The 16,785-nt window shown below is 62.0% G+C and carries 17 protein-coding genes; 13 read left to right on the forward strand and 4 right to left on the reverse strand.

Annotated elements, in window-relative coordinates:
- Window positions 1-74 precede the first annotated feature (74 nt).
- The 3 genes from G7Y31_RS09150 to G7Y31_RS09160 form a co-directional block, all read right to left on the reverse strand.
- Window positions 75-1,235, reverse strand: a complete 1,161-nt coding sequence (locus G7Y31_RS09150) for a 5-(carboxyamino)imidazole ribonucleotide synthase (protein ID WP_165009841.1) — start codon at window positions 1,233-1,235, stop codon at window positions 75-77.
- 42 nt (window positions 1,236-1,277) lie between these two features.
- The gene (locus G7Y31_RS09155; protein ID WP_165009746.1) at window positions 1,278-1,727 is read right to left on the reverse strand and encodes a hypothetical protein; all 450 of its coding nucleotides are present in this window, start codon (window positions 1,725-1,727) and stop codon (window positions 1,278-1,280) included.
- 108 nt (window positions 1,728-1,835) lie between these two features.
- Window positions 1,836-2,699, reverse strand: a complete 864-nt coding sequence (locus G7Y31_RS09160) for a biotin--[acetyl-CoA-carboxylase] ligase (RefSeq protein WP_165009748.1) — start codon at window positions 2,697-2,699, stop codon at window positions 1,836-1,838.
- A 130-nt stretch (window positions 2,700-2,829) separates the two neighbouring features.
- On the opposite strand from G7Y31_RS09160, the gene G7Y31_RS09165 reads away from it, so the two are divergent.
- The 12 genes from G7Y31_RS09165 (at window position 2,830) to G7Y31_RS09220 (ending at window position 14,523) form a co-directional block, all read left to right on the forward strand.
- Window positions 2,830-4,068 (forward strand): ABC transporter substrate-binding protein, encoded by a 1,239-nt coding sequence (locus tag G7Y31_RS09165; protein WP_165009750.1) that lies wholly within the window; start codon window positions 2,830-2,832, stop codon window positions 4,066-4,068.
- 156 nt (window positions 4,069-4,224) lie between these two features.
- The gene (locus G7Y31_RS09170) at window positions 4,225-5,220 is read left to right on the forward strand and encodes a carbohydrate ABC transporter permease (RefSeq protein WP_244977369.1); all 996 of its coding nucleotides are present in this window, start codon (window positions 4,225-4,227) and stop codon (window positions 5,218-5,220) included.
- A gap of 2 nt (window positions 5,221-5,222) precedes the next feature.
- Entirely contained in the window at window positions 5,223-6,044 is an 822-nt protein-coding gene (locus tag G7Y31_RS09175) for a carbohydrate ABC transporter permease (RefSeq protein WP_165009752.1), read from the forward strand.
- A 6-nt stretch (window positions 6,045-6,050) separates the two neighbouring features.
- Complete coding sequence (locus tag G7Y31_RS09180) at window positions 6,051-6,236, forward strand: hypothetical protein (RefSeq protein ID WP_165009754.1); 186 nt, start codon at window positions 6,051-6,053, stop codon at window positions 6,234-6,236.
- Window positions 6,233-7,756, forward strand: a complete 1,524-nt coding sequence (gene treS, locus G7Y31_RS09185) for a maltose alpha-D-glucosyltransferase (RefSeq protein ID WP_165009756.1) — start codon at window positions 6,233-6,235, stop codon at window positions 7,754-7,756. Before G7Y31_RS09180 ends, treS begins: the two co-directional genes overlap by 4 nt.
- A 3-nt stretch (window positions 7,757-7,759) precedes the next feature.
- Window positions 7,760-9,295 carry a 6-phospho-beta-glucosidase gene (locus G7Y31_RS09190; protein ID WP_165009758.1) on the forward strand — a complete coding sequence of 512 codons (1,536 nt, stop codon included), beginning with the start codon at window positions 7,760-7,762 and terminating at the stop codon, window positions 9,293-9,295.
- A gap of 116 nt (window positions 9,296-9,411) precedes the next feature.
- Entirely contained in the window at window positions 9,412-11,004 is a 1,593-nt protein-coding gene (locus tag G7Y31_RS09195) for an acyl-CoA carboxylase subunit beta (RefSeq protein WP_165009760.1), read from the forward strand.
- A gap of 87 nt (window positions 11,005-11,091) precedes the next feature.
- Window positions 11,092-11,256 (forward strand): acyl-CoA carboxylase subunit epsilon, encoded by a 165-nt coding sequence (locus tag G7Y31_RS09200; RefSeq protein WP_165009762.1) that lies wholly within the window; start codon window positions 11,092-11,094, stop codon window positions 11,254-11,256.
- A gap of 669 nt (window positions 11,257-11,925) precedes the next feature.
- Window positions 11,926-13,266, forward strand: a complete 1,341-nt coding sequence (locus tag G7Y31_RS09205) for a carboxyl transferase domain-containing protein (RefSeq protein WP_165009764.1) — start codon at window positions 11,926-11,928, stop codon at window positions 13,264-13,266.
- A 39-nt stretch (window positions 13,267-13,305) separates the two neighbouring features.
- Window positions 13,306-13,476 (forward strand): acyl-CoA carboxylase subunit epsilon, encoded by a 171-nt coding sequence (locus G7Y31_RS09210; RefSeq protein ID WP_244977370.1) that lies wholly within the window; start codon window positions 13,306-13,308, stop codon window positions 13,474-13,476.
- Window positions 13,477-13,488: 12 nt separating this feature from the next.
- Window positions 13,489-14,082, forward strand: a complete 594-nt coding sequence (locus G7Y31_RS09215) for a Maf family protein (RefSeq protein WP_165009766.1) — start codon at window positions 13,489-13,491, stop codon at window positions 14,080-14,082.
- Window positions 14,083-14,100: 18 nt separating this feature from the next.
- On the forward strand, window positions 14,101-14,523 hold the full coding sequence (locus G7Y31_RS09220; protein WP_165009768.1) for a DUF3151 domain-containing protein: 423 nt from the start codon (window positions 14,101-14,103) through the stop codon (window positions 14,521-14,523).
- A 62-nt stretch (window positions 14,524-14,585) separates the two neighbouring features.
- Here the strand turns inward: G7Y31_RS09220 and G7Y31_RS09225 are convergent, their stop codons facing one another.
- Entirely contained in the window at window positions 14,586-15,641 is a 1,056-nt protein-coding gene (locus tag G7Y31_RS09225; protein WP_165009770.1) for a Cj0069 family protein, read from the reverse strand.
- Window positions 15,642-15,922: 281 nt separating this feature from the next.
- On the opposite strand from G7Y31_RS09225, the gene G7Y31_RS09230 reads away from it, so the two are divergent.
- On the forward strand, window positions 15,923-16,783 hold the full coding sequence (locus G7Y31_RS09230; RefSeq protein WP_165009772.1) for a sulfurtransferase: 861 nt from the start codon (window positions 15,923-15,925) through the stop codon (window positions 16,781-16,783).
- Window positions 16,784-16,785 lie beyond the last annotated feature (2 nt).

Below are 16,785 nucleotides of genomic sequence, written 5' to 3' on the forward strand. Positions count from 1 at the left end.
GGTAAGCGGCGCTGTCAGACCACAGGACGCGACCAGGTTGAAGCGTGCAGCGGGTTAGCCGAGCAAGCCGCGGCCTACCAGCTTCCGGTGACCAGGAACTTCGCGGCTGCGCGGGCATCGCGGCGGGTGGCCTCGACGTCGGTGCCGGACAGATTCACGTGGCCAATCTTGCGCCCGGGACGGTGGTCCTTGCCGTAGAGGTGAATCTTGACCTCCGGAAAACGGGCGGCGACTTCGGCCACGCGCTGCGCCATGGGCAGCTCCGGATCCTGCGCGGCGCCCAGGATATTGGCCATAACCGTCACCGGGGCGGTGGGCCGCGGGTCCCCCAGGGGCAGATCCACGACCGCGCGCAGGTGCTGTTCAAACTGGGAGGTGCAGGATCCGTCTTGGGTCCAGTGGCCGGTATTGTGCGGACGCATGGCTAGCTCGTTAACGGCAATGTCTTCGCGGCCATCGGCCCCGGCAAAGGCGAACAGCTCCACGGCCAGCACGCCAGTCACGCCCAGTTGCGTGGCGATGTCGCGCCCCAACTGCTCTGCACGCGCCGCCAGGTCTGCATCCAGATCCGGCGCAGGCGCGATGGCTTCCGCGCACACGCCGTTTTCTTGCACCGACATGGTTATTGGCCACACGCGCACCTCCCCCGAGGGGCGCCGGGCCACCAGGATAGACAGCTCGCGCGTCAAGTCCACTTTGCGCTCGGCCATCAACGCGGTGCCGGCGTCCAGCAGCTCGCGGGTCAGGTCCTCGCACTCCGCCAGGTCTGCGGGAAACCACACGCCCTTGCCGTCGTATCCACCCCGGCAGGCCTTGAGGCACACCGCGCCGTCGACCTCGGCGTGGAAGGCACGCACGTCTGCTACTGACTCAATGGCCGCAAAAGCCGGCACCGGTGCGCCCAGCTCACGCAAGCGACGGCGCTGCACCAGCTTGTCCTGGGCGTTAATCAGTGCTTCGGGGCGGGGTTGGACGCTATGGCCGGCATCGACAAGCTCCTGAAGCGCCGGGCCGGGCACGTGCTCATGGTCAAAGGTGACCGCATCCGCGCCCTCCGCGGCGGCCAGGCAGTCAGCAGCCTGCCGGTAGTCCCCCACCGTCACCGCAGGAATTACCTGGGCTGCAGAAGAGTCCTTCGCCCCGGCAAGCAGCCGCAGCTGGATGCCTAATTCCGCCGCCGCTGGCGCCATCATGCGTGCTAGTTGGCCGTCTCCAATAACGCAGATCGTCTTTATCACAGCACCAATAGTGCCATATCGGCTCAACCTGCTGAACTACTAGTGCCACACCGGCTGGCGCAGCTGTTCAATAGTGCGCTCGATCTTCTTCGCCTTGGGCACTTCCGGGTAGTACAGGGGCCGCTCATAGCCGCGAATGGCCAGGGAAATACCGCCGCGCCGGCGCCGCACGCCCGCAATATCGTGCAGCGGGATGGAATCCACTTGCTTGCCGTTGCGGGCAATCACCCGGGTGTTGGTCACCATAAACCGCCGCCGCCGGGCGCGAAACACCGGCAGCACTCCGCGCCACAGTCCCAGGCCCGCCCATAGCACCACTACCGCGTTGCGTACCTGGACCTCGCCCCATTGTGCGTCCAGCCACCCAATGGCCATCCAGCACAGCCCGGTTATCAGCATCAGCTCCAGCGCCGGGAACACCAGGCTCCGAAACGGCGCAGTGACGTTGACTACGGGATGCTCGCCGGGGCGCATGGTCAGCAGATTCATAGCGCCCCATCCTAGCCCACGCCTGTTTACGCCGAGCTTGCCGATGCACCCCCTTCCTCACTCATCGCTTCCCTCACCGGGGATTGCGGTGCTGGTGTTGGGGCGAGGTTAAGACTTGGCTGGGCGTAGGTGGATGACATCACCGGCGGAGTAATAGTCGCCGTCGACGTTGATGCGCCCATCATCTGCCACCCCGCGCACCGTGCCGGTGACCACGCCAGTGGGGGCCTCCAGGCGGACGTCTTGGCCGATGGAGGAGCATACCGCACGGTAATCCTCCAGCAGGGCAGGGTCGTCGTCGTGCCACTGGCGGATGCGGCGGTGCAGGTTGCTCAGAACGGAGATGGCTAGGTCGGTGCGGTCGGTGGGGAGGGCGGCATCGGCCAAGCAGGTGGCGGTGTCCAGCGGCGCGGCGGTGACATTGATGCCCACGCCGAGCACCACGCGGGCTGCGGGCGCGAGGTCCTGGTCGCCGGCCTTGAACTCGGCAGATTTGAACTCGCTGGACTTGAACTCGTTGGACTTGAATTCGTTGGACTTGAACTCGCCGGACTTAAACTCACTGGACTTGAACTCGGCGGATTTGAATGGCGCGGCCTTGAAGGAGCCGACGGGGCCAGCCTCGGCGAGGATGCCGCAGAGCTTCTTGCCATCCAGCAGGACATCATTGGGCCACTTGAGCACGGATCCGGGAACAGAATCCGTCACCGCCAGGCCCGCAGCCAGCGGAAGGGTGCCGACCGTCGCAAGAGATTCCGGGAGCAGCGCAACCGAGAACGTCAATTGGGTGCCTGCGGGGGCGGTCCAGGCACGGCCCAAGCGCCCCTTGCCCGCAGTTTGGGAATTAGTCAGCAGCACAGTGCCGTGGGAGATTTCGCCTTGCATGAGGGCGGTGTTGGTGGACTCGACTTCTTCGACGTAGCGGATCTCCGCCCAGTCAGTGGCGGCGCGAATGCGGCTGATGTCTAACATGACTGCCAGCATAGTTCGGGGGTAGCTTTTCACCCCCTTTTCACAGGTATTTTGCTGCATTTATCCCCGCTGAGTCTGCTAGTGCCCTAAAGTTCAAGGGGAAACACCCGGTTTTCCGAAAGGCGAAACGATGAAGAAGTCTCTTCTAGTCACCTCCACTGCCCTTGCGCTAGCCCTCAGCGGCTGCTCCTCTTCCGATGACGCCGCCGCACCGTCTTCTGATCAGGGAGCAGAAGGCCGCGGCCCCATCACCTTCGCGATGGGCAAGAATGATACCGACAAGATTATCCCCATCATTGAGGCCTGGAATGCCGAGCACCCGGATGAAAAGGTCACTCTCTCCGAGCTTGCTGGCGAGGCCGATGCCCAGCGCGAAACCCTGGTGCAGTCCCTCCAGGCCGGCAACGCTGACTATGACGTCATGGCACTCGACGTGGTCTGGACCGCAGACTTCGCGGCGAACCAGTGGCTGGCCCCGCTGACCGATGACCTGGCCGTAGACACCTCCGATCTGCTCCAGGCCACCGTGGATTCCGCCACCTACAACGGCACCCTCTATGCGCTGCCCCAAAACACCAACGGGCAGCTACTGTTCCGCAACGCGGAACTGGCCCCCACCGCAGTGTCCAAGTTCGATGACTTCACCAGCGCCTGCGAGGCCTTGAAGAAGGACACTGCCTGCCTGACCACCCAGCTCAAGCAGTACGAAGGCCTGACTGTGAACACCGCCGGCTTCATGGAAGGCTGGGGCGGTTCCGTGCTGGGCGCGGACGGCACCCCCACCGTGGACTCCGCCGCGTCCCAGGCTGGCCTGCAGGCCATGGTGGATGCCTACAAGGATGGCATCATCTCCAAGGACTCCCTGGCCACCACGGAAGAGGAAACCAACCAGGTCTTTACCGAAGGCAAGTCTGCCTTTGCCATCAATTGGCCGTACATGTACACCAATGCTGTCGATGCCGGCATCAAGGTCGAGGTCTCCCCGCTGGTGGGCAAGGATGGCGTCGGTGTGTCCACCCTGGGTGGCTACAACAACGGCATCAACATCAACTCGGAGCACAAGCAGACCGCGCTGGACTTTATCAAGTTCGTCATCAACGAAGACAACCAGAAGTCCTTCGCGCAGGCTTCCTTCCCGCCGGTGCTGGCCTCCATCTACGATGACGCCGCCCTGATCGAGGAATTCCCCTACCTGCCGGCACTGAAGGAGTCCCTGGAAAACGCAGCCCCGCGCCCGGTGTCTCCGTTCTACTCCGCGATCTCCAAGGCCATCCAGGACAACGCCTACGCTGCTCTGGGCGGCGGCAAGTCTGTCGCTGACGCCACCAAGGATATGAAGGCCGCCATCGAGGCTGCCTCCCGCGGCTAAGAGGACCTCACCTTCACGCAAGGACCCCTGGCACAAAGGCGCCACCGGGCGAAGGAACCCACCCGCGTGAAGGACCTTCGCCTATGCAGGCTCGCTACCGTACTTCGGTAGCGAGCCTTTTATACTTATCCACTGTGCAGAAAGGCAGGTCCACCCGTGCGTAAATCAACGGCCCCCGCCCTGGCTTTAGTGGCCCCGGCGCTAACGGTCCTCGCGGTAGTCATCGGCTATCCCATCATTCGCGCCGTCATGCTGTCCTTCCAGGGCAATCGCCACCTGGACCCGGCAACCGGCGTGTTCGTCGAAGGCAAATTCGCCGGCCTGGATAACTACCTGTATTGGATTACTAACCGGTGCATGGCGGCATCGGGAGAGGTAAGCGCCTGCCCACCCGGGGTCATTGCCACGGACTTTTGGCCAGCAGTGCGCATCACCTTGTTCTTCACCGTGGTGACGGTGGCCCTTGAAACCATCCTGGGCATCATCATGGCGCTGATCATGAATGGTAACTACCGCGGCCGCGGCCTGGTGCGCGCCGCCGTGCTCATCCCCTGGGCCATCCCCACTGCGGTAACAGCCAAGCTGTGGCAATTCATGTTCGCCCCGCAGGGCATAGTCAACTCCCTGCTGGGCACCCACATTTCCTGGACCACGGACCCCACTTTTGCCCGGCTGGCCGTCATCATCGCCGATGTGTGGAAGACCGCCCCCTTTATGGCCCTGCTCATCCTCGCGGGACTGCAAATGATCCCCAAGGAAGTCTACGAAGCCGCCCGCGTCGACGGCGCCACCCGCTGGCAAACCTTCACCCGCATTACCCTGCCGCTAGTGCGCCCGGCACTGATGGTGGCTGTGCTCTTCCGCACCCTCGATGCCCTGCGCATGTATGACCTGCCGGTGATCATGATTTCCGGCTCCTCCAACTCCCCCACCGCCACCATCTCCCAATTGGTGGTGGAGGACATGCGCCAAGGCAACTTCAATTCTGCCTCTGCCTTGTCCACCCTCATTTTCCTCCTCATCTTCGCAGTGGCCTTCATCCTGGTGCGCTTCCTAGGTGCCGACATCACCGGAACCGCGGAAGCAAAGCGGGCCCGGAGGGAAGCGGGGGCATCGGCAAGCAAGGCACAACCTGCTGGACAGAGGAGCTAAGCATGAAGCGATTCGGACACCTGCTGGGCGTCATTTTCATAATGTTTTGGGGGCTGGCGCCGTTTTATTGGATGGTGGTCACCGCGCTGCGCGATAAAGCGCACACGTTTGACACCACGCCCTGGCCCACGCACGTGACGCTGGATAATTTCCGCGACGCCCTCTCTACCACCAAGGGCAACGATTTCCTGGGCGCGATGGTCAACTCGCTGCTGATTTCTGCGGCGACCACCGCCATTGCTGTAGCCGTCGGCGTGTTTACCGCTTATGCCCTCGCGCGCATGGATTTCCGCGGCAAAGGCGTGGTCACCGGCATTATCCTGGCGGCCTCAATGTTCCCCGGCATTGCGCTGGTAACCCCGCTGTTTCAGATGTTTGGGGACCTGGGGTGGATTGGCACCTACCGGGCGATGATTATTCCGAATATCTCCTTCGCCCTGCCGCTGACGGTCTATACGCTGCTGAGCTTCTTCCGCCAACTGCCCTGGGAGCTCGAAGAAGCCGCGCTGGTCGACGGCGCCACCAAGGGGCAGGCCTTCCGCAAAATTCTGCTTCCCCTGGCCGCGCCGGCACTGTTTACCACGGCGATTATCGCGTTTATCACCACCTGGAACGAGTTCATGCTGGCCCGGCAGCTATCCACCACTGCCACGGAGCCAGTCACGGTGGCCATTGCGCGCTTTAGCGGGCCGTCGGCCTTTGAATATCCCTACGCGGCCACCATGGCAGCGGGCGCGTTGGTTACCATCCCGCTGATCATCATGGTGCTGATTTTCCAGCAGCGGATTGTGGCCGGGCTAACCGCCGGCGGCGTGAAGGGGTAGCGGGCCATGCGCCGCGCGCTGTTGTGGGACACCGCGCTGGGGTTTGTAGGCTTCTTCGCCTTTTTAGCCCTGCTCCAGGCCGTGCTCAATCTCTTTAGCCCCTCCCCTGCCCTGTGGCCTGGCCTACTGGCCGGGGCGCTATGCGCCGCTGAATTTGGCCTGTGGCTGGCCAAAAGAAAGGACCTTTCGTGAGCACATCGACGCCCAAGCGGTCGCAGACTCCCAAGTGGTACGCCACCGCGGTGTTTTATCAGGCCCTGGTGCACGCTTTTCAGGACTCCAACGCCGACGGTATTGGGGATCTGCGCGGGCTGATCTCCCGGCTAGACTACCTGGCGTGGCTGGGCATCGACTGTCTATGGCTGCCGCCGTTTTATCTCTCCCCCATGCGCGATGATGGCTACGATATTGCGGACTACTACGCCGTGGATCCGCGCTATGGAACCATGGCGGACATGGAGGAGCTCATCGCCGCCGCCCATGCGCGCGGGATTCGGGTGGTCACTGACCTGGCGCTGAACCACACTTCCGACCAGCACGCGTGGTTTCAGGCCTCGCGCCGCGACCCGTCGGGCCCCTATGGGGATTACTACGTATGGGGCGATGATCCGCAGCGCTATCCAGAGATTCGGGTCATTTTCAATGACACGGAGGAGTCCAATTGGGCCTGGGATCCGGTGCGCCAGCAGTACTACTTCCACCGCTTCTATTCCCACCAGCCGGATTTGAACTATGACTGCCCGTCGGTGCACCGAGAGGTCTTCAAGATCATCCGTTTTTGGATGCGCAAGGGTATAGACGGTTTCCGTTTGGATGCCATCCCGTACCTTTATGAGCGCGATGGCGTGGGCGGAGAGTCCCTCCCGGAGACCCTGCACTTCATCGAGCAGGTGCGTGCCCTGGTGGATGCTGAGTTTCCCGATGCCCTGATTATCGCCGAGGCCAATCAACCTCCCGCGCAGACTATGGAGTTCTTTGGCGCGGGCAACCGGGTGCACATGGTGTTCAACTTCCCAGTCATGCCAGCTTTGTTTGCGGCGCTGGCTACCGGCAGCGCGGCCGGGGTTTACGACGTGTTGGATAAGCTGCCGGAGCTTCCCGCGGGCTGCCAGTGGGGGACGTTTCTGCGCAACCACGACGAGCTCACGCTAGAGATGGTCCCGCCCGAGGTACGCGAGGTAATGTACGCGGCGTACATGCCAGACCCGCGGGCCAAGGCCAACGACGGCATTGCCCGGCGCTTAGCCCCGCTGGTGGGTGGGGACTGTCGGAAGCTGGAGCTAATGTTCTCCCTGCTCTTTAGCCTTCCCGGCGCGCCGTTTATCTACTACGGGGATGAGATTGGCATGGGAGAGGACATCACGCTACCCGACCGCCATGCGGTGCGCACCCCGATGCAGTGGGAGGAAGGCCCCGGCGCGGGGTTTAGTACTGCTGCCCCGCAGTGGCCGATTGTGGGTGGGACGTCGGTGGCCGCACAGCGCGCCGAGGAAGACTCGCTGCTGCACTTTGTGCGCGGACTGATTGCGCAGCGCAAGGCCCACCCCGAGCTAGCGCTTGCACCGTATGAGCCGGTGGAAACTGGAGTGGATGCCGTCTTTGCGTTCCAGCGCGGCAGCTTGTTGTGCGTACACAACTTTGGTGCGGAAGCGGTAGATTTGGGCCCAGTAGAGTTGGGCCCGTTTGGTTGGGCATGGATTCCTGTGGAGTAAGACATGAATGAAGTACATGACGTGCGCGACGAACATGGTCGCGGTGGACAAGGCCACAATGCCGCACTGGACGGGCCGGAGGAGACGGTGGCCCTTGGTTTACCGGAAGGTTTCCTCTGGGGCGGGGCGGTAGCGGCCCACCAATTTGAGGGCGGCTGGGATGAGGGCGGTAAGGGCCCCTCGGTGGTTGATGTGCTCACCGCTGGGGCGCACGGCGTGCCGCGGCGTATTACGCAAAGCATTGAACCCGGGGAGTTTTACCCCAACCACCAGGCCATTGATTTCTACCACCGTTTCCGGGAAGACATTGCACTTTTCGCCGAGTTAGGCCTGAAGTGTTTCCGCACCTCGATTGCGTGGTCGCGGATCTTCCCGCGGGGCGATGAAAGCGAGCCTAACGAAGAAGGCCTGCGTTTTTATGATGAGGTCTTCGACGAACTATTGGCCCACGGCATCGAACCCGTGATTACTCTGAGCCACTTTGAAATGCCCCTACACCTGGCCCGCGAGTACGGGGGCTTTCGCAACCGCAAGGTGGTGGAGTTCTTTGAGCGCTTCGCCCGAGTGTGCTTTGAGCGCTTTGGCCACAAGGTCACCTATTGGATGACGTTCAATGAGATCAACAACCAAATGAACGTTACCGACCCGCTGTTTTTGTGGACCAACTCCGGAGTGAGTTTGCACCCGGAGGATAACCCGCAGCAGGTGCTCTACCGTACCGCACACCACTGCTTGCTGGCTTCGGCTCGGGCGGTAATTGCCGGGCGCGCGATTAATCCGCAGCTGCGCATTGGGGCCATGGTGGCGATGATCCCGGTCTATCCCTTCAGCTGCCACCCTGACGATGTGATGGCGGCAGAGATTGCCAACCGCGAGCGCTACTTCTTCCCTGATGTCCAAATCCGCGGGGCCTACCCGGTTTATGCACTGAAGCACTTTGCCCGCGAGGGCATCGACCTGACCCGTGATCTGGGTATGGAGGAAGGCGACGCAGAAGTCTTGCGCCAAGGAACCGTGGACTACCTGGGATTTTCCTATTACATGTCCAACACGGTGCGCCACGACGCCCATGTGGATCCCCAGGAGGTCTCCTATGGCAGCCTGAGCAATTCCGTGCCCAACCCGCACCTTGAGGCGTCCGACTGGGGCTGGCCCATCGACCCCCAGGGACTGCGCTACAGCCTCAATGCGCTGTATAACCGCTACCAGGTCCCGCTGTTTATCGTCGAAAACGGTTTTGGGGCTGTTGATGAGCCCGCCGCTGACGGCTCGATTGAAGACTCCGCCCGCATTGACTACCTGCGCAGCCACATCATTGCGCTGCAACAGGCCGTTAATGAAGACGGCGTGGACGTGCTGGGATATACCCCCTGGGGCATCATTGACCTGGTCTCTTTTACTACCGGGGAGATGAAGAAGCGCTATGGGATGATCTACGTGGACCGCGATAATTCCGGCCGGGGAAGCCTCGCCCGCAGCAAGAAGGCTTCCTTCGAGTGGTACCGCCAAGTCATCGCCTCCCGGGGCACGCACCTCTAGCGACGCGCCGGGGTTCCCCGGCGTTTTACGCCCCTGACCTGGGCGTGGCTGGCGCGGAGAAAATAAAGCGCCAGCCAGATGGAAATTTTCCCTTTGCACCCCTATGATTGCAGAACATGACCATTTCCTCATCTTTGCCGGAGACCACCGCGGATAAAATCGCGGAGCTCAAGCGGCGCCGTGCCGAGGCCTACGCCCCCCTGGGGCCGCAGGCACACGAGAAAGTCCACGCCAAGGGCCGCCTAACCGCCCGCGAGCGCTTGGATTATCTGCTAGACGAAGGCTCCTTTGTGGAGACAGACATGCTGGCTATCCACCGCACCACCGACTTTGGGATGGACGCCAAGCACCCCGTAACCGATGGCATTGTCACCGGCTGGGGCACTATCGACGGCCGCGAGGTCTGCATCTTTAGCCAGGATGGCACCGTCTTCGGCGGTGCTTTGGGCGAGGTCTACGGCGAGAAGATGGTCAAGATCCAAGAACTCGCCGTCACCACCGGTCGCCCCCTCATCGGCCTCTACGAAGGCGCCGGCGCGCGCATCCAAGACGGCGCGGTCTCCCTGGACTGGATTGCCGCCACCTTCTACCAGAACATCAAGGCCTCCGGCGTGGTCCCGCAGATTTCCGTCATCATGGGCGCATGTGCTGGCGGTAACGCGTACTCCCCCGCCCTGACGGACTTTGTGGTCATGGTGGAAGAAAAGTCCAAGATGTTCGTCACCGGCCCAGACGTGATTAAGACCGTTACCGGTGAGGCCATCACCCAGGAAGAACTCGGTGGCGCCAGTGTCCACATGAAGTCTGCGGGCAACACCCACTACACCGCGCACTCCGATGAGGACGCCCTGGACTGGGTCCACGATCTGCTCAGCTACCTGCCCGCAAACAACCGCGAGCACGCCCCCTTTGAGGAGCACGAGCCTGCCACTGAGCTTTCCGATGCCGACTTGGCCCTAGATTCGCTCATTCCCGACTCTCCCACCCAGCCCTACGACGTCCGCGAGGTTATTGAGGCCCTGGCAGACGATGGAGAGTACCTGGAAATCCAGGCCGATTATGCCGATAACGTGGTCATTGCCTACGGGCGTATTGAGGGCCAAACGGTGGGCTTTGTGGCCAACCAGCCCATGGTCTTTGCAGGCTGCTTGGACATCAACTCCTCCGAAAAGGCCGCGCGCTTTATCCGCACCTGCGATAGCTTCAATATCCCGATTGTGTTGCTTGTCGATGTCCCCGGCTTCCTACCCGGCGCTGACCAGGAGCACAACGGTATTTTGCGCCGCGGTGCCAAGTTGCTCTACGCCTACGGCGAGGCCACCGTTCCCAAGATTACAGTTACCATGCGCAAGGCTTATGGCGGCGCGTACTGCGTGATGGGGTCCAAAGGCTTGGGCGCTGACGTCAATCTGGCGTGGCCTACTGCCCAGATTGCAGTCATGGGTGCCGCTGGCGCGGTGGGCTTTATCTACCGCAAGGAGCTCAAGGCCGCAGAGGCCGCCGGTGAGGACGTCCAAGCCCTGGCCAAGGCTTTCGAGCGCGAATATGAGGACCACATGCTCAACCCCTACAAGGCCGCCGAGCGTGGGCTTATTGATGCCGTCATTCTTCCCTCGGAGACCCGCACTGCCATCGCTCAGAATCTGCGTCTCTACGCCGATAAGACTGTGGCGCGCCCGGGCCGCAAGCACGGCAACATCCCGCTCTAAAGTCCTCCGCCCGTCCCGCACACCCCACCTCTAACCCAGTTAGCCCACATTCCCAGACACGGAACAGCACCTACTTAAGGAGTAACCATGAACCAGCCACTGTTTTCCATCACCAACGGCAACCCCGCCGAAGAAGACGTCGCGGCGCTCAGCGCCGTCTTGCTGCAGCTGCGCACCGCCACCGAGCGTGAGACCACCTCCAAGGAACGCCGCGCCGAGCGCGCGCCCCTGCGCCACGTGCAGTTCTATTAAGGCTGCACCCCACCCCGAATCCAGCCCGGACCACACCACGCGGTCCGGGCTTTGCTTATGGCAGACATTGCGCCACGTGGACACGGCGCAGCTCCACAGCCCCAGGACATCTGAAAGGGCACTTGCCGAGGCTCAACATTGACATAATCCAAACCATCGGGTAGACTCACTGAGCAATACTTCATTTTCCCTAACCGCATACAACCGGCCCATCCCCACGGAGCAATGGCACGCTTCCGCCTACCAAAAATTGGAGGTAACCCATCATGACACCCCGCAATATCTGCCATATATGCCTATACATTGGCATCGCGTGTTCTCTGATTTCCACCATACTTCTCAGTACCGCAGCCGCCGATCGACTATCCAGTTCACTTGTTTGGCTGCCTAGTTCGCTTTTTATAGTAGCCGGACTGCTTTTCATCGGCGCCTTGGTTGCCGCCATTACGCACAACCGAACAGCTAAAACTGAGCCAAAGAACTAAGCCCAAAGCAAAGACGAAGTCCTGGCCACCCCTTCCCTAAGATGGGGAGGCCAGGGCTTTTTCACGCCGGGAGCCGATTCGTACACCTGGAGCACCTTCGCTAGTCGGCACGATTGGGAGGGGATTCTAGCCGCCGTGCAAGACGTTCGCAGAGCGGCACCGCCAGATAGTAAGGTATAAGGCTATGACTGATCTGAAGACCACTGCGGGCAAGATCGAGGATCTGCACTCGAAGCTCGCGCAGGCCCGCGCCCCGCAGGGGACGCAGACCGCGGCGCGGCAACGAGTACTGAGCTTGTTGGATGCGGACTCGTTTGTGGAAACGGATGCGCTGGCGCGTCACCGTTCGAAGGACTTCGGGCGCGAGCATGACCGCCCGTACACAGACGGCGTGATCACTGGTTACGGCACCGTGGATGGCCGCAAAGTCTGCGTATATTCACTGGATGCCACCATTTTTGATGGCACTCTGGGTGAGGTCACAGGCGAGAAGATAGTCAAGGTCTATGACTTGGCCATCAAGACGGGTGTGCCGCTGGTGGGCATCGTCGAAGCTGGTGCGCCGCGCGCGCAGGAGGGCATTGTTTCCCTGGCGTTCCTTGGCCGCATCATGCAGCGCGCCACGCAGGCGTCGGGTTTGGTGCCCCAGATTACGGTGTCTTTTGGCACGGTGGAGTTCCTGCCGCAGGCCTTGGGCGACCTAACCATTGTGGCCCAGGCCGATGGTGCGCCCCACGCCGCTGAGTCTGCCGATGCCCAGTCTGCCGATACCCCCGGCACCCTCACCGCCGCAGACCCCATCGCGTGCGCGAAGCAGGTGCTGGGTTTGCTGCCGTCGAATAACCGCGCCGAAGCCCCACGTGCTGCGGCCCCGATTATGGCCGGTGCCATTGCCGATAACATCCGCGAGGAAGACGGCGTGCTCAACAGCCTGGTAGACGGCGGCGAATGCGACGTGGAACAGATCATCACCACGGTGGCGGAGTCGACGCTGCGCTTGAGCCCCGGCACCGCGCTGGGCCGGATCGAGGGCCGCTCCGTGGGGCTCATTAGTGTTCAAGAGAAACTAGACCCGGCCACTGCCCGGTTTATCCGCCTGTGCGATGCCTTCAATATCCCGCTGGTGACCTTTGTGGACGCCCCGGAGCTACCCCACTCCCCCGCACAGCTGGCGCAGGTAGCCCACGCCTATGCGGCGGCTACCGTGGGCAAGCTGACCGTGGTGGTGCGTCGTGCGCTCGGCAGCGGCTACGTGGTGGCGGGCTCAAAAGATTTGGGCGCAGACCTGGCCTATGCCTGGCCTACTGCCGAAATCGCGGTGGCGGATGCAACGGCGTTGGCGCAGACACTGGGCGTGGACGACGCCTCGGAGTTCCTCACCCCCTACCAGGCGGCAGAGCGCGGCTTGGTCGATGCCGTCATTGAGCCTGCCACCACCCGCGGCTACCTCATTGAGGGCCTGCGTCTGCTGGAGCGCAAGTACGTCCCCACCCCGCCGAAGAAGCTCAGCAACATCATCCTGTAGGAGGGATAAGCCATTATTTCACAGGATGACATCACGATTTTGAGCGGCAATCCCACCCCGGAGGAAATTGCTGCGCTCACCGCGTTGCTCAACGAATTGGATGCGCGGGCTCGTGAGGACGCCGCGCAGGTTCATGTCCCCCGCGATCGCTGGGGCACTGAAGACGACCAGTACAACCCCTCGGCGCACTTGAACGTGCGCTACTACTAAGACAGGTCTCGCATGCGCCTTGTGCTTGCCTCAGCCTCACCGTCTCGCGCGGGCATTCTGCGCGCCGCGGGCGTGGAACCGGTGCTGCATCCGGCGGATGTGGACGAAAGGGGTATCGAAAAGCTCCTGGCCGGACAGCCTGCGGCAGAGGTGGTGGCTGCGCTCGCGGAGGCGAAAGCCCAGGCCGTGGCCGGGAACTACCCGCAGGATGTAGTGATTGGCGCAGATTCCATGCTGCTGCTTGGCGGTAAGCTGCAGGGCAAACCACACACCCCGGAGCGCACCATCGAGCGTTGGTGTGAGCAAGCCGGCAAAGAAGCGGTGCTGCTGACCGGGCATTGCATTATAGGGCCTCATGGGCAGCGGTGGGAAGAGACCTCGGCAACCACGGTGCGCTTTGCGGCGGCATCGGCAAGCGACATTGCTGTCTACGCCGCCACGGGCGAACCGCTGGAGTGCGCGGGCGCGTTTACCCTGGAAGCCCTGGGCGGGTGGTTTATTGACTCCATCGAGGGAGACCCCTCCTCCGTCATCGGGCTGTCCCTGCCTGTGGTGCGCCGGGCGCTGTATTCCTTCGGCTTGGACGTCAGCAGCTTCTGGGCCTAGCAGGTAAACTCTGGCGGCATGGAAATGAAAGACATGCTTGCCCCCGCCCCCATTTTGCTGCCTGAGGACCCTGCGGGTGCTGCCAGCAGCGATGAGCTTGCCGATGCCGTGGCCGCCCCCAGCTCTCCTGCCGCCTGGGCCCGCCTGGCCGAAGCCGAATTAGCGCGGGTGCGTGCCGATGAGGCCCTGCCCACCGCCTATATCACCGCCTATGCCTACGCACGCACCGGCTATCACCGCAGTTTAGACCGGCTGCGCGCCAACGGCTGGAAGGGGTGGGGCCCGGTGCCCTTTAGCCACCCCGCCAACCAGGGAGTGCTGCGTTCCTGGGCGGCGCTGGCACATGCCGCGCAGGCCATTGGAGAGCAGGAGGAATACGACCGCCTGCGCCAGATGCTCTCTGACGCAGACCCCGAATCCGTGGCCGCACTTCTGGACTAGCGCCCTAAGCCGGGCTGAGCCGAGGGAGCCGAGCCCAGCTGAGCTGGTTGACTGGGCCGAACTTAGCGGGCCTCGACGCGGCGGATGGCCTCTGCCGCGACCTTCTCCTGGATGCCCATGTCCAGCTCGGAGGTAAAGCCCACGCACGAGCAGTTAATCTCGCCCAGGACGTAGGTGTCCTCACCGTTGTCGCCGTCTGCCAGCATGAAGTCAGCGGTCCAGATCAGCGGCACGTTGTCGGTATCGCCCAACTTTTCGGCGATCACCGGACGAGCAGCTGCGAACATCTCCAGCAGCTCCGGCCAGGCTTCCGGCTTGTCATAGGTGTACTTCGCACCGGAGAACAAGGTGGCGGAGAAGTTATCCCCGCCCGCAGCAGGCTTCTTGTGGACGATAAACACCGGCTCGTCGCCCACGAGCAGGATGCGGATTTCGCCCTCGACGATGCGCGGCATGAAGCGCATATCCACCAGCATGCCGTTATCACCGATGATGTACTGGTCGCAGAAGTCCATGAACTCACCCAGGGTGTAATCATGGGTCTGGTTATCCACGGCCTCGGTGCACTTCAGCGCGGTATCAAGGGGCAGGGCGGTGCCGGGGGTTACGGAGCTTGCCAGGGCGGCATCGGCAAGCCGTACGCGCCAAATGCCCTCGCCCGTGGAGCCACGGTTTTGCTTCAGCACGCGCTCACCATAAGACAAGGTGGTGGGGAAGGTGTTGTGGAAGTCCTCGACCTCATAGTAGGCGGCGGTGTCTTCCGGAACCAGGTCCGTGTCATTGAGCTTGACCAGGGCGTCCTTGGCGCCATAGGCCATCATGTCAGCCGGAGTGGACATGCCCACCAGACCAGAATCGGCCAGCTTGGTCAACAGTTCAAAGTAGCCCTTCTCCCCGCCCGGAATGTTGCCGGGGTTAACACGGGAGATGTAGGCGTCGAAGTTCTCCGAGACCTTGGTGAAGATGTCTGCGGCGTTATCCGGATGGTAGTAGATGACCTCGGAATGCCAGCCAGCATCCTTGATGGCGTTGACAATCGGCATGGTGTCCTTACGGTGGCCGTCAGCCCCCTTGTCGGAACCGCCCTCAACTTCGAAGACAACAATTGCTTTGTGCATAAGCTCGAAAGCCTTTCTATGTGACGTAGTGGTCATGTGTTGGTTATATGGACTGTGTGCCACTTAAAAAATAGCTGAAAACCCGTGCCCGCGGGGGGTGAGTTAGACGCCATTAGCTGCGCGCATGCCCCCTGCCTGCACACTTGTTATAACCAGGGTCGGATGGTGTATCGAATGCCACATAATCCCACCCCTAAACGGGGAGCGCGGTAAGGTGAAAGGCACGCAAATTTTAGCCAAAAGTACTACTGATATTTTCTAGAAAGGCCCCTGACAAGCCGATGATTATTGCTGACCCACACCCCAGCTTCCAAGAGTATGCCCACCCGCAACGCATAGTCTCCGCGCCCTGGCTTTCTGCCCGCCTGGGCGTTAATGGACTGCGCGTGATTGAGGTCGATGAAGACGCCCTACTCTACGATATTGGCCACATCCCCACCGCCACCCGAATCAACTTCCACACGGAGCTGCTAGACCAACGCACGCGTGATGTGGTGGGCCCGGAGGATTTTGCGCAGCTCATGCGCTCCAAGGGCATTAATCGGGACGATACCGTGGTGCTCTATGGCGATAAAAACAACTGGTGGGCCGCCTACGCGCTGTGGGTTTTTGAACTCTACGGCCACCCGGATGTACGCCTGTTAGACGGTGGGCGCGACGCCTGGATGTCCGAAGAGCGTGATACGTCCTATTCCGTGCCGGAGTACCCGCACAGCGACTATCCCCTGTGCCCGCGAGAAGAGTCCGGTCTGCGTGTCTTTGTCGACGGCCTTGATGGCCACACCCTGGTAGATACCCGCTCCCCGGAGGAATACCGGGGCGAGCCCACCTCCACGTCTGCCGCCGGCGATTCTGACTACGGCACCACCATCCGCCACGGGCATATTCCGGGCGCGGTCAATATCCCTTGGTCGGTCGCCGTCTTCCCCAATAGCACTTTCCGCGCGCGGGCGGACCTGGACGCCGCGTACACGCAGCTAGACCCCACCGCGCCCACCGTTTTGTACTCCCACCTGGGGGCGCAAGCGGCCCACACATGGTTTGTGCTGAAATTCCTGCTCGGCTTTGAGCGGGTGGCCAATTATGACGGCTCCTGGGCGGAGTGGGGCAACATGGTCCGCATGCCCATCGAGAGAGGCTAGTA

Source organism: Corynebacterium lizhenjunii, assembly GCF_011038655.2.
GTDB lineage: Bacteria > Actinomycetota > Actinomycetes > Mycobacteriales > Mycobacteriaceae > Corynebacterium > Corynebacterium lizhenjunii.